This window comes from Ferruginibacter sp. SUN002, assembly GCF_050611725.1.
Lineage (GTDB): Bacteria > Bacteroidota > Bacteroidia > Chitinophagales > Chitinophagaceae > Ferruginibacter.
Genome location: NZ_JBODJB010000001.1, coordinates 1,067,364 through 1,080,748, shown reverse-complemented (window position 1 = coordinate 1,080,748; position 13,385 = coordinate 1,067,364). Strand labels below are relative to the sequence as shown.

Here is a 13,385-nt window from a genome sequence, read left to right as displayed (position 1 = left end):
AAGAGTACCCTTATACCCTTAAATCCTCAAGCCTTTCACCCGAAAGCTGAATAAATGTTAGATCGATTTTGGCAGGTCTTCTGGCTTAAAGCTTGTTTGAACCCTTCCCATCCCAATTGCATCGGAACAGTGGTTATAATTTCAACAATTGTACATCAAATCAATGATGGCTTTCTTACAGCTACGGGGATAGCGCCGGATTTAGACCGGCTTCCCATTTAACCCCGCCAAAGACGGGGACCATAATCGATGCAAATGTAATATTATTGGACTTTAATGGCCGAAAGAAGTTTTCAAGACTTCTTCTGTTTTACATAGAAATATATATTTTCTGCAATATTTATTGAATGAAGGTCCTTTTTTTGTCTTTTTTTATAAAAAACAAGAGATTTTCAGCAGTTCTTTTTACCTTAGAGGTAATGTTTATTTGATATTGGCTTTCTTCTGTTCAAAAAATCAACTACACATATCATTGTATATAACCCATACAACACTAGTTTATAATATTACTAAAACAAAAAAGCAAATGAAAAAAGTACTTTACACATCACTTTCGGCTATTGGTTTGTTGTTATTGAATGTTACTGCTCATGCACAACAGAGCGTGGGTATTGGAACAAACATTCCCGATAACAGTGCAAGATTGGAAATAGCTGCTACCAACAAAGGTTTATTAATTCCTCGTGTTAGCCTTACAACACTAACAGACAATGCAACAATTTCTGCTCCTGCTACAAGTCTTTTGGTTTATAATACCAATGCTACCGTAGGCGTAGGTTATTACTTTAATAGTGGTACACCTGCTTCTCCTGTTTGGAAAAAATTATTGAATACAGGTGATGCAGGCGGTGCTTCAGGCTGGGGACTTACCGGTAATGCAGGTACTACTACAGCAAATTTTCTAGGTACTACAGATGCTCAACCAATTCGTTTCAGAATAAATAATTTTAAAGCCGGTTATTTTAGCCGTAGCAATATTTTTATGGGAGATAGTGCTGCTGTTGTTGCAAGAGAAAACTTTACTGCAGCTAACGTTGGTATAGGTTTCAAAGCATTACAAAACGCCGATTCAACTTCTTATAATGTGGCAATTGGTGCTTATGCAATGTATCAAAATACAATTGACCAAAGCACTGTAGCTATTGGTGATTTTTCGTTATTTGATAATGATGATTACTATGGTGGTGGAAACGTTAACACCGGCGTAGGTAGCAATGCTTTATCATACAATATTGATGGTTATTATAATACAGGTGTGGGTGGTTATACAATGATCGATAACTATAGTGGTGCAGGTAATACCGCTGTTGGTTTCTTTGCAAACTGTTTCGATACGCTTGGTCAAGTAGATGTAAACAACTCTACTGCTATTGGTGCCGGTGCGTTGGCTGATGTTGATGACATGGTTAGGATCGGTGATGAAAATGTATCGCAAATTGGTGGTGCAGTTGATTGGAGTGTGATTAGTGACGGAAGATTTAAAAAAGATATTAAAAATGAAAACGGAGGTTTGGATTTCATTATGCAATTACGTCCGGTAAATTATCATTACAATATTCAAAAAATGGTTGATGCTAAGATCAATCAGTTGAAAACTCGTAACAGATCTAACCAAAATGGAAGAGGTGAAGACCTTGACAAAGTATTGGCTAAATACAATTCTCCTGCTTACAGAAAGAAAATTGCTACAAGCGAAGGTCGTTTGTACAATGGTTTTATTGCACAGGAAGTAGAAACCGCTGCTAATAATGTAGGTTATAACTTCAGCGGGGTTGTTAAACCATCTAAACCGGGTGGAAGATATGCATTACGTTATGCAACATTTGTGGTTCCTTTAATTGAAGCAGTACAGGAACAACAAAAAACGATCGAAGCTCAAAACATTAGACTTGAGAATTTAGAAAAAAGACTCTTGTTGTTAGAACAAAAATAATTTTCACTCATAAAAAAGCCTCCCCAACTAATTGGGGAGGCTTTTTTCTAACTACACTTTAGTACTTTTGATGATTATTCATTTTTAATCTTCGCAATTAATGGTTCTTGTAACCGGCGGATCAGGATTAGTTGGAAAGGAGTTAATTAGTCAGTTACTTGCTGAAGGTAAAGACGTAGTTGCCCTGTTTAATAAAACGCCATTGGCCGATTTTAATTCTCCTCACTTAACCCAACATCAATGTGATATTTTAGACGTAATACGTCTTGAAGAGATCATGCAAGGCATTGAACAGGTATATCATTGTGCTGCAGTTGTTACATTTGAACAGGGACAAAAAAATCATCTTTTTAAGATCAATGTAGAAGGTACTGCAAACATTGTAAATGCTGCTCTTAACAATGGCGTGAAAAAGTTAATACATGTAAGCAGTGTTGCAGCCCTCGGTAAAACAAGGAATGGAAAATCGATCGATGAAACCATGAACTGGACCGAAGAAACCAGCAATAGTAATTACAGTAAAAGTAAATACCTCAGTGAACTGGAAGTATGGCGTGGTTCTGGCGAAGGATTAGATGCAGTCGTTGTTAACCCTACCATTATTTTAGGTGCCGGTAATTGGAAAAGTGGTAGTTCACAAATATTCAAAAGTATCTACAACGAATTTCCATGGTATAGCGAAGGGGTAAATGGTTTTGTAGATGTGAGAGATGTTGCAAAAGCAATGATCCGATTAATGGAAAGTGATATAAGTGGACAACGATTTATTTTAAATGCCGAAAACAGAAGCTATAAAGATATATTTGGTCTTATTGCATCAGGTTTCGGGAAAAAAGCACCGCATAAAAAAGTTACTCCGCTCCTTGCTAAAATTGTGTGGCGGTTAGAAGCCATCAGAAGTTTCTTTACAGGAAAAAAACCTTTGGTAACAAAAGAAACAGCTACCACCGGTTTAGCAATATCAAACTTTAGCAATGTTAAACTTTTTAAATACCTACCCGACTTCAAATACAGATCAATAGAAGAAACAATTATAGACACTTGTGATGCTTTCAAAAAAAGATTGGGAAATGAATAGCCTTACTGTTTCCCTGTCACCTTCTCCCACAATTCAGGAATTCGTTTGATCCAGACCAATTCCTTCATCTTATCCTTGGCATTTTCTACAGGAGAACCAAAGTAAACCTTATTTCCATCGATGGATGCCGGCACACCACTTTGGGCATATACCACCGCATTATCTCCGATGGTAAGCGTTTTGCTTACCCCTACCTGCCCCCATAAGATCACTCCGTTCCCAATGGTTGTGGCGCCTGCTATACCCACCTGAGCGGCAAAAAGACAATTGCTACCAACTACCGTATCATGGCCGATATGCACCAGGTTATCGATCTTGGTTCCTTTGCCAATAATTGTATCATGGCTTACCCCTCTGTCGATAGTACAGTTTGCGCCAATTTCTACAAAATCTTCAATTATTACCCTGCCGCAATCGGGCATCTTTTTATACCAGATTTCACGATCTTTTTTTGTGTTATAATAGAAAGCATTGCTACCTATTACTGTTCCCGATTGTATCACTACATTATCGCCGATCACACAAAAATCCATGATGGTTACGTTAGGATGAATGATACAATTTTTTCCAATAACAACATGATTACCGACAACTGTATTTGGATATAAAAAACTTCCTTCACCAATTTTCGCAGTTTCGCTGATCGTTTTAGTCGATGGTGCAAACGGCCTGAAATGATCTACAATTTTACAATATGCATCAAACGGATTTTCTACAATCAATAAAACTTTATTATCGGGATGATCAACTTTTTTATTAATGATAATAAAATTTGCATTGCTATTAATACACTTATCGTAATACTTTGGATGATCAACAAATACAATATCTCCATTTTCTACTTTATGTATTTCGTTGATACCTGTTGCAAATAAATTTTCATTTCCTGCTACTTCAGCGTTGATAAATTCGGCCAGCCATTTTACAGAAATCGGTGATGGAAATTGCATAAGCTAAAATTTTATCAAAGGTAACATGGTTTGATATTATTGTCGATATAAAGAATTAAGGCAGTTTTAGTCTCAAAACAAGTCATTTCTTCAAAAAAAATTGAATTATTTTTGATTTCAATATCATTAATATACCATCGAAAAAACTGAATGTATTTTTTTGTATCAACGATAAAAATATTTTTTCTAAATAAAATATCATCCGCTGAAATAGCTGTAAAATCAATACTTTCAGGCTATGCTAAAAAAAACAGACGCAATAATAAATGTTGTTATCTTCTTTTGAAAAAAAATAACTGCACTCAAACCATATACCCTTATCCACAGCCCATTTTAAAATGTGAATAAAATATGTTTAAATATTTTTTTGTTTAGAAAAAATTATTTTTAATATTGTGCAAGGAAATTTATTTCCTGGTACTTACTAACCCATCCATATAACAAAGCCTGGCTATAAAATGTCGGGCTTTATTATTTTTACAATGTTTGTTTAAAGTAATTTTTTAGTTTTACTTTACTGAAATACACTAACAAATTTTTCTCTTACTTATCTATTTTGAACAACTATTTTATCATTTATAAACCATTCAATGTGTTGTCTCAATTTTCTTCTCAGGAAGGAAAACAAACATTGAAAGATTATTTTGACGTACCAACAGATGTATATCCGGTTGGAAGATTGGATTATGATAGTGAGGGTTTATTAATTCTTACAAACGATAAAAAAATAAACAATCTGTTATTAAATCCTTCGTATAAACATAAACGGGAGTATTGGGTACAGGTAGATGGTACCATAACAAAAGAGGCATTACAACAATTACAAAATGGTGTTACCATTACTGTAGATGGCAAGTGGTATCAAACACAAAAATGTAGAGCACAGCTATTTTCAACCGAACCAAAAGTACCAGACAGAAACCCTCCTATCCGGTACCGGAAAGACATCCCTACCAGCTGGGTGAAACTGACCCTCACAGAAGGTAAAAACCGGCAGGTTCGGAAGATGACTGCGGCCGTAGGCTTCCCAACTCTTCGTCTTATCAGATACAGGATAGAAAACTGCACTATTGACGGTCTGCATCCGGGAGAAATGAGGGTATTTTCTGAAAAAGAGCTATATAAATTGCTTTTTTAATGCCTGAATAAACCGATACAGACAAAATCATATAACTTGTAACCCAAAACTATATTATTCCCAATGCTAAAATCAATGACCGGTTTTGGAAGAGCCGAACAGACTGTAAACGACAAAACCTTTTTGGTAGAAATAAAATCACTTAATGGAAAGCAATTTGAAATGCAATTGCGTTTACCTCCGTTACTCAGACCCTATGAATTTGATATCCGTAATATTTTACAGGAACAACTGGTTCGTGGTACTATAGACTGCATCATCACCATAAAACAAAACGGCACTTCTAAGCCCGTAAACATAAACACTGATCTGATAAAAGCCTACTATCATCAGATAGAGCAATTATCTGCTGAATTAAAAATTGACACCAACTCTGTTTTAAGTGCATTGTTAAGACTACCGGAAGTAGTAACCCCTACCAACGATATTTTGAACGACAAAGATTTTGAGGAGTTTAAAAATGTATTGCAAGCCGCTCTTACAGAATTGAATCAACACAGAATAGATGAAGGAGCAAGTCTTGAAAAAGATCTGATCAAACGCATTAATAATATCAACGAACAAGAAGAAGCGATCGTTAAACTTGAACCCAACCGTATTAAAAGAATCAGAGAAGAAATTAAGCAATTATTGGAAACACATGTAGGTAAGGAAAATTACGATGGCAACCGTTTAGAGCAGGAATTAATTTACTACATAGAAAAGATCGATATACACGAAGAACAGGTAAGGCTAAAACAACATTGCGATTATTTCAGGCAACTATTGAATAACGATGAACCTTCAAAAGGAAAAAAATTGTCTTTCATTATACAGGAGATCGGTAGAGAAATAAATACTACCGGCAGCAAAGCTTACGATGCAGAAATACAAAAATGTGTTGTAATGATGAAAGATGAACTTGAAAAAGCCAAAGAACAAATTTTGAATGTTTTATAAAGCCTACTGTTGATTTATATACAGCTTGCAAAGAGTTTATTATTTTTGTGAAAAGATCTATTGTGAAAAGAACCCATTTACTTATTACTTATTGCTTTCTACTTATTGCTTGTATTACAAGCTGTAACCAAATAGATGTTTTTGAAAGAAATGCCTCTATCCCTAAAAACCAATGGAGCTATAATTTTCAACCTGATTTTGAGTTTAATATAACCGATACAGCAGCTAAATATAATTTGTATGCTGTAATAAGACATACCGATGCCTATAAGTATAACAATATCTGGCTAAACATCGGAACACAAGCACCCGCCGATACAATGTGGTTTCAGAAATATGATTTCCAATTAGGCACTGATGCCACAGGTTGGGAAGGAACAGGTATGGATGATATTTGGGAGGTACGAACATTGATAATACCACGACCCTTCCAATTCAAAAAACCGGGTAAATACAAATACACCATCGGCCAGGTAATGAGAGAAAATCCGTTGCCGAATATTCTTAGCGTGGGTATAAGAGTTGAGAAAATACAATAAGTATCAACAACCATAATGTCATTGTATAAAACAAAACGCCTTCGTCTCATCTTCATTGTGTACTGGTTTCTGCTGGTATATATTATTGCTGCATTAGTGTGGTGGTTTATTGCATTAAATACACAAAATCACCAGATGGCATTGTACAAAATATCTGAGATCAACAAAGATGATGTTCGTTATGAAGGCATGGTGGAAACCATAAAGGAAACTGAAAGACGAAAAACAGCACAATATATCGGCGAGGGAAGTATTTTTTTATTATTGATCATTGCCGGTGCAGTTTTTATTTTTAGAGCCGTACGCCGCCAATTCAAGTCTAATCAGCAACAACATAATTTCATGATGGCCATTACACATGAACTAAAAACACCGATTGCTGTTACAAAATTGAATCTGGAAACACTTCAGCGAAGAAAACTCGATGAATCTCAACAACAAAGGCTCATACAAAATACCATTCAGGAAGCTAACCGCTTAAACACTTTGTGTAATAACATGTTGTTGGCATCGCAAATTGAAGCAGGCAGACATAATACTACCAAAGAAGAGATCAATTTAAGCGAAGCATTACATGAATGTGTGCAGGATTTTAAGATGCGTTTTCCGCAAAGAATATTACAGAGTAATATTGTCGATGATCTGTTTATAATTGGCGATAGATTATTACTGCAAATGGGTATCAACAACTTAATTGATAACGCCATCAAGTATTCACCAAAAGACTCTGTTGTAACAATCGACTTGATACAAGATCAAAACCGAATCTTACTTTCTGTAAAAGATGAAGGCAGAGGAATTGAAGTACAAGAAAAGAAAAAAGTATTCGATAAATACTATCGCATCGGAAACGCTGCAACCAAGGCGGCAAAAGGAACGGGGTTGGGATTGTATCTTACAAAAAAAATAGCGCAGCAACACAATGCTAACATTTCTATGACAGATAACACCCCTTCAGGATGTATTTTTACCATTAATTTCAAGAGTGCATCATGAGCGATAGAAAAATTTCGATACTACTGGTTGAAGATGAAGAAAACTTACAAGAAGCCTTAAAGCTAAATCTTGAGTTGGAAAACTATGAGGTTACCGGTGTGTACGATGGTGTAGAAGCTTTGCAGGCCGTTCAACACGAACATTTTGATCTGATCATTTTGGATGTAATGCTTCCCGAATTAGACGGCATAAGTGTTTGCGAAAACATTCGGCTCCAAAATAATGATATACCTATTCTGATTTTAAGTGCAAAAAACAGCAGCGCAGATAGAGTACTGGGTTTAAAAAAAGGTGCCGATGATTACCTTACTAAACCATTTAATTTAGAAGAACTTTTATTGAGAGTAAGTAAACTGGTAGAAAAAAGTCAGCGATTGGCCGTTAGAAAACCTTTGGAACAACAATATCAGTTCGGTAAAAATTCAATCGACTTTAAAGCCCTGGAATGCATTACTAAAGATGGCGAAAAAGTAGCCCTTACCAAAAAGGAAATAATGTTACTGAAATTATTGATCGAAAACAAGAACGAAGTTGTAACAAGAGAAAAGATATTACAAGCGGTTTGGGGTTACAACGTTTATCCTACTACACGTACCATTGATAATTTTATTCTCAGCTTCAGAAAATATTTCGAAGAAGACAGTCGCAACCCGAAATATTTCCACTCTGTAAGGGGCATTGGTTATAAGTTTACTGAATATTAATTTCTTCCTTACTAGCGCATATTACAAGGCTATTGCTACATGCAGCATAAAACGGCCATTGGCTTTTACAATACCATTAGCCAAATTTTGTGATAATGGCGTTTGCACATTTGCTCCTACTGCAAACCGACCAAGTACTGTTTCAACACCAATTGTACCAAGCAGCAATCTACCTCCGGAAGCTGTTACTTTGAAATTATTATCTGTATCTGTACTTCCATTTTCATATTGAATACCGGCATTCGGAGCCAGCATGATCTTCTTATTTATTCTGCATTTGTAATAAGCCTGTGTATTAATGGTGAGCTTATTGCCATAACGATAATCATCTTTATTTACGGTAGATATTTTATAGTTAGATGATACATTGATACCAAAATCCTGTAGACGAGCATCATACATCAAGCCCACATTAAAATCATTGCTACCTGTGCCCAATTGAAACAGATTAACATTGTTTCCTGATACATTTTTATCAGCCGAGTTATACTTACCTGTTGCAAATTTTACACCTGCGCCAATCCAAAGACTTTGCACAAATAATTTTTGATTCAAAACGGTTCTTCGGCTATTGAGCAACTGATAGTATCCTGACAAAGTAATATCTCCTAATCCGTTTTTGCTATTACTCTCACCTTGATTTTTTCTTGTATTCACTCCATAAGGAACAGATAAAATGATTCTTGTTTTTTCTCCGATGTTCCAACCTCCCCAGGCCTCTACAGTATTATACATTTCTTTTGTTGTGAGATAAGTAGTACTTCCGCCAACTCCTAAATGAGTGTACATCGAATTATATCTGTACCTGATACCAAAAATATGCTTGTGAAAATCTGGCAGTATACCAATATAACTATTGCCAACACCACAGCCGCAAATATCGCAGGCCATTGTAAATACAGGTAAAATAATTACTGCTAAAAGCAATGCATATTTTTTTTTCATAATCACTATTTAAATGGTTTTATTTCTTGATCCAATCATTCGGCAAACCTTTTGTCTGTCACAAAAGTTTTGTCATTCAATGTTTTCAAAAAAGTAAGTAATTGTTGTCTTTCTACAGTTGTTAACTCAATGCCTAATTGTGAACCGTTTTGCAAAATCGGATCAAGATTCGGTGTTGCTTGTACCTGACTGGTGTAATGATCCAACACTGCATCCAAAGTAAAAAACCTTCCATCATGCATGTATGGTGGTGTAAAGGCAAGGTTACGCAGGCTTGGTGTTTTGAAGGTATATTTATCGCTGTTCTGTAAAGTAACAGCATATCTTCCCATATCATTGATCAAACTAATACTAAGGCCATTGTTACGAAATGAATGACCTGTGAATAATGGCTCAGTATGACAAGAACTACATTTTTGCTGATACACTGAATAGCCTGCCCGTTCATCATCACTAAACACAGACTGGTTTCTTTTTACGCTATCATACTTTGCATTGTTACTTACACACATAACCATAAACTGAGATAATGCTTTCAAAAAACTAGCTGTTGTTATATCGGTTGTACCAAAAGCTTTTTTGAATAAAGGTGGATAGACCGTACTTTTTTTTAATTTTCCTAACACACTCGAAACACTCTCTCCCATTTCTACATGATTGGTGATAGGCGCTATTGGTTGTAGGTCCAGATCAAAAACACCCCCATCCCACATAAAGCTTGGGCTCCATGCAAGGTTCATTATGGGTTGACTGTTTCGTGTACCTATTCTATCGAATATTCCATGACTAACACTATGCCCATGCTGTGTAAACCCCGAAGATTGAATATGGCAACTACCACAACTAATGGTATTGTTTACCGATAAAACAGGATCGTAAAATAGCTTCTTACCTAACTCAAAGCCATCCTGCGTTACAGGGTTAGTTGTAAAATGATACGTTGGCTCCGGGAAATTCCCGGGCTTATGGAAGCCCGGGAAAATTGCATCAAGATTATCCTTATCACAGGCAACAATTCCTGCAACAAGAAAAAAAATAACTATGAAATGTTTCCGGTTCATCTCAATTAATTTTCAGTATGATCGTGTTGAAACATTACTGTGTAATTATTGGCAACTGTGGTACTGAAAGCTGAAAACATTACCATTGAATTAGTTGCAATGCTAACATTAGCGGCTCCATTAAATACTTTCAATACATCCACCATCAAATGAATATTGGTTTCCTTATTCGCTTTTACCTGTGCAGTACCCCTTCCCGTTAGATCGATAGTTATTTGCTTTATATTATTGATGGTAGAGGATGAATATCCGCCAAATCCTCCAATATGATACATATAACCCATTGCAGCTGCTGGCGATGAGCCTTCCATTTTAAAGAAAATATAGCCGCTGTTCCAACCCCAATACATATCACCTCCGGTTGCAGTAGGATCCAATACACCGCTACGTTCGCTAATGTCTTTCGTACACCTTAAACTATCAACTCCTAAGGTGAAGCTTAACGTTTTGTATTCACCTTCGGGAATTTCAAGCTCCGGTTCATGCGTAGTAGCATCACTTTCATCTATTAAAAAATAAGAATCATCTTGTGGTACCGTATAAGTGGAACCATCTACATTGGTTAATTTAAAATTACTTACATAGTATTTCAGCTTATTTACAGTAAAGCTCTCTCCTGCTGCATTGGTGTATGAACCTGTGGTTAATTGAAGATCTGAGCCTCCGACGATATTGTCAAATTCCACCGATAATGCTGCTTTCACCGAAGGATCATATTTTGCCGATTTTTTGCATGAGGTAAGTAGGACAGAAACGATCAGTCCAAAAAACAATATATGTTTCATTGTTGAATTATTATTTTAAAAATTAACGAATAAGCACACCGACATAATTAACCTGTCAAGGTTTTTAATTACGACCGGAGTAAATAAATTGCTCTCGTCATTCCACAAAATTTTATAGAATGCGATCAGGCGATCTCATAACAAACAATGGCTATGAAATAGAATTAAATAAATAGGAGATCCGAAATGGGAGGTCGTAGAAGCGCCCTGGGCATTTTTGTTTCTTTACAGTAATTGATCACCGGATAAATATTGTCCGCATGGTTGTTTGTGTATTTAAGCGCAGGATAAAATGATTTAGAAGAAAGTGTGATCTCGTTCTTATTTTCTGATTTTCTTTCAGGATTTTGTTCGTCTTTCTTTTCTTCCTGTTTCAATTTTTTCATCATCTGACATTTCCCCTTACAATGCATTTTCGGCTTGGCTTTGTTTTCGCAATTTTTTGCATAAGCCTTTGTATTGGAGTAATAATCAAATACGATCAAAGATTTAGTAAACGTTTGTGCCCCAAACGAAAGAATAAAAATGAAAGCTATGGATTGCTTTAATAGAGACACTCCTCGATTTTTTTTGCAAAAGTAGTACAATGCGATCAGAGTTAAAAGATTTTTACAGATCTCCCAACTGTGGTCTTATTACAATATCTTCTACAACTGCTTGTGGCGTTAACTTTGAAGCTGCAACAACCATTGTGGCAATATCACTTGCCTCCATAATGCGTTTATTAGAATTGTCAAATCCTTTCCACGAATCTGTCATTACCGCTCCGGGATAAACTCCTGTTACTTTTATATTAAATGGCATTAATTCCTGACGAAGATTTTTACTAAATCCCATCAAAGCAAATTTACTGATGCTGTAACTGCCACCATCTTTATAGGCTTTTAATGAAGCTACCGAACAGACATTAAAAATATGCCCGGCTTTTTTTTCTATCATTTTTAACAGCAGCACACGTGTAAGATGATATGCACTGTAAAAATTTGTATTCATCATTTGTTCTACCGAACCATCTTCTTCATCATATACATTGCCAGGGATAAACAGACCGGCATTGTTCACCAGAATATCAATAGAATCTGTTTGGCTTAACACCCATAAGCCGAAGCCCTGTGCTGCTGTTTTAATAGAAAGGTCTGCTGCTTTGCATTTTATTTTTATAGAAGGATATTGAGCGGCTATCTCCTTTGCTGTTGCATTCAAAACCGTTTCATTTCTTGAACATAATAACAGGTTGGCTCCTTCAGCAGCAAAAGCCAATGCCAATGCTTTCCCTATTCCTTTACTTGCGCCGGTAATGACAACATTCATTTGATTAAAATTTGATAATTAACATAAGTTCGAATATTGAATATTTCGCCTTTCTTTGCAAATCTACATGCTGCAATGAATAAATATAAACATCTTTTTTTTGACCTCGATCATACCCTTTGGGATTTTGATACCAATGCCCGTGAATCGCTTACAGAAATTTATGCTATTTATGAGTTAGACAAAAAGGGTGTTGCTCCTTTTGAAGCTTTTTATGCTCACTATATCCAGCACAATCAAACGTTATGGAACAAATATCATAACGGATTAATAACTGCTGATGAATTGAAATGGAAACGTATGTGGCGAACGTTGCTTGAATTTAAAATAGGAGATGAAGTTTTGGCAAATAAGATGAGCAAAAGCTTTTTAGAGATACTACCTTACAAAAAAAATCTTTTCCCCGATACAGTTGAAGTACTGAATTATCTCACAGAAAAAAAATACAAACTACACCTTATTACAAACGGGTTTGAAATAGTACAGGGTCATAAATTAAAAAGCAGTGGACTGGATAAATACTTTGAACAAGTGATAACCTCCGAAGCCAGCAATAGCCTTAAGCCCAAAAAAGCAATATTCGATTATGCTTTAGAAAAAGCCGGTGCACATTTACACGAAAGTATTATGCTGGGAGATAATCTGGAGGCCGATATTCAGGGAGCTATCAATGCAGGTATGGACTGTGTATTTGTTAACCATATTGCCGAAACAACCGAGCTCAACCCTACATACATCGTAACTAATTTAAAGGAACTGACCACCATCTTTTAAAACAAAAGCCTTCCGACAAATACCGGAAGACTTTTATAAATCAGTTAAACAAAATTATAAAGCTGCAGTTGCTGCTTTTTTCTTGCAACAAGATTTTGTTTCTTTCTTACAACAAGTTTTGCCGCTTTTTTTACAGCACTTCTTTTTCTTTTTACCCCCATCATTTGCAAAACTTACTCCTGTAACTAAGAATGCTGCAGTAGCTAATAAAAATATTCTTTTCATGCCTTTA

At 35.8% G+C, this 13,385-nt stretch carries 15 protein-coding genes and 1 riboswitch; of the genes, 8 read left to right on the top strand and 7 right to left on the bottom strand.

Features of this window, described 5'->3' with window-relative positions; all coding sequences use genetic code 11:
• Positions 1-53: 53 nt before the first annotated feature.
• Positions 54-260, bottom strand: a riboswitch (cobalamin riboswitch).
• A gap of 266 nt (positions 261-526) precedes the next feature.
• Together ACQ33O_RS04835 and ACQ33O_RS04830 are read left to right on the top strand one after the other, a co-directional pair.
• Positions 527-1,933 carry a tail fiber domain-containing protein gene (locus ACQ33O_RS04835; protein WP_430994434.1) on the top strand — a complete coding sequence of 469 codons (1,407 nt, stop codon included), beginning with the start codon at positions 527-529 and terminating at the stop codon, positions 1,931-1,933.
• Between the two features lie 100 nt (positions 1,934-2,033).
• A complete protein-coding gene (locus ACQ33O_RS04830; RefSeq protein WP_430994433.1) occupies positions 2,034-3,011 on the top strand; it encodes an NAD-dependent epimerase/dehydratase family protein in 978 nt (325 codons plus the stop codon).
• Between the two features lie 2 nt (positions 3,012-3,013).
• Here ACQ33O_RS04830 and lpxD read toward each other — a convergent pair whose 3' ends face one another.
• Entirely contained in the window at positions 3,014-3,961 is a 948-nt protein-coding gene (lpxD, locus tag ACQ33O_RS04825; protein WP_430994432.1) for a UDP-3-O-(3-hydroxymyristoyl)glucosamine N-acyltransferase, read from the bottom strand.
• Positions 3,962-4,517: 556 nt separating this feature from the next.
• On the opposite strand from lpxD, the gene ACQ33O_RS04820 reads away from it, so the two are divergent.
• From ACQ33O_RS04820 to ACQ33O_RS04800, 5 genes are all read left to right on the top strand, one after another.
• Positions 4,518-5,099, top strand: a complete 582-nt coding sequence (locus ACQ33O_RS04820; protein WP_430994431.1) for a pseudouridine synthase — start codon at positions 4,518-4,520, stop codon at positions 5,097-5,099.
• 63 nt (positions 5,100-5,162) lie between these two features.
• Positions 5,163-6,038 carry a YicC/YloC family endoribonuclease gene (locus ACQ33O_RS04815; protein WP_430994430.1) on the top strand — a complete coding sequence of 292 codons (876 nt, stop codon included), beginning with the start codon at positions 5,163-5,165 and terminating at the stop codon, positions 6,036-6,038.
• Positions 6,039-6,100: 62 nt separating this feature from the next.
• Entirely contained in the window at positions 6,101-6,577 is a 477-nt protein-coding gene (locus ACQ33O_RS04810; protein WP_430994429.1) for a gliding motility lipoprotein GldH, read from the top strand.
• Between the two features lie 15 nt (positions 6,578-6,592).
• Positions 6,593-7,573: a sensor histidine kinase gene (locus ACQ33O_RS04805; RefSeq protein ID WP_430994428.1), complete on the top strand. Its 981-nt coding sequence runs from the start codon at positions 6,593-6,595 to the stop codon at positions 7,571-7,573.
• Entirely contained in the window at positions 7,570-8,277 is a 708-nt protein-coding gene (locus ACQ33O_RS04800) for a response regulator transcription factor (RefSeq protein ID WP_430994427.1), read from the top strand. The genes ACQ33O_RS04805 and ACQ33O_RS04800 overlap by 4 nt, the downstream gene beginning before the upstream one ends.
• Before the next feature lie 21 nt (positions 8,278-8,298).
• On the opposite strand, the gene ACQ33O_RS04795 is transcribed toward ACQ33O_RS04800, so the two are convergent.
• From ACQ33O_RS04795 to ACQ33O_RS04775, 5 genes are all read right to left on the bottom strand, one after another.
• The gene (locus ACQ33O_RS04795; RefSeq protein WP_430994426.1) at positions 8,299-9,222 is read right to left on the bottom strand and encodes a transporter; all 924 of its coding nucleotides are present in this window, start codon (positions 9,220-9,222) and stop codon (positions 8,299-8,301) included.
• 35 nt (positions 9,223-9,257) lie between these two features.
• Positions 9,258-10,283 carry a cytochrome-c peroxidase gene (locus tag ACQ33O_RS04790; protein WP_430994425.1) on the bottom strand — a complete coding sequence of 342 codons (1,026 nt, stop codon included), beginning with the start codon at positions 10,281-10,283 and terminating at the stop codon, positions 9,258-9,260.
• A gap of 5 nt (positions 10,284-10,288) precedes the next feature.
• Positions 10,289-11,068, bottom strand: a complete 780-nt coding sequence (locus ACQ33O_RS04785) for an MbnP family protein (protein ID WP_430994424.1) — start codon at positions 11,066-11,068, stop codon at positions 10,289-10,291.
• 164 nt (positions 11,069-11,232) lie between these two features.
• A complete protein-coding gene (locus tag ACQ33O_RS04780) occupies positions 11,233-11,625 on the bottom strand; it encodes a hypothetical protein (protein WP_430994423.1) in 393 nt (130 codons plus the stop codon).
• A gap of 52 nt (positions 11,626-11,677) precedes the next feature.
• On the bottom strand, positions 11,678-12,379 hold the full coding sequence (locus tag ACQ33O_RS04775) for an SDR family oxidoreductase (protein WP_430994422.1): 702 nt from the start codon (positions 12,377-12,379) through the stop codon (positions 11,678-11,680).
• 75 nt (positions 12,380-12,454) lie between these two features.
• Here ACQ33O_RS04775 and ACQ33O_RS04770 point away from each other — a divergent pair, with 75 nt between their 5' ends.
• Positions 12,455-13,153, top strand: a complete 699-nt coding sequence (locus ACQ33O_RS04770; RefSeq protein ID WP_430994421.1) for a YjjG family noncanonical pyrimidine nucleotidase — start codon at positions 12,455-12,457, stop codon at positions 13,151-13,153.
• A gap of 54 nt (positions 13,154-13,207) precedes the next feature.
• On the opposite strand, the gene ACQ33O_RS04765 is transcribed toward ACQ33O_RS04770, so the two are convergent.
• Positions 13,208-13,378: a hypothetical protein gene (locus tag ACQ33O_RS04765; protein ID WP_430994420.1), complete on the bottom strand. Its 171-nt coding sequence runs from the start codon at positions 13,376-13,378 to the stop codon at positions 13,208-13,210.
• Between the last annotated feature and the right edge of the window lie 7 nt (positions 13,379-13,385).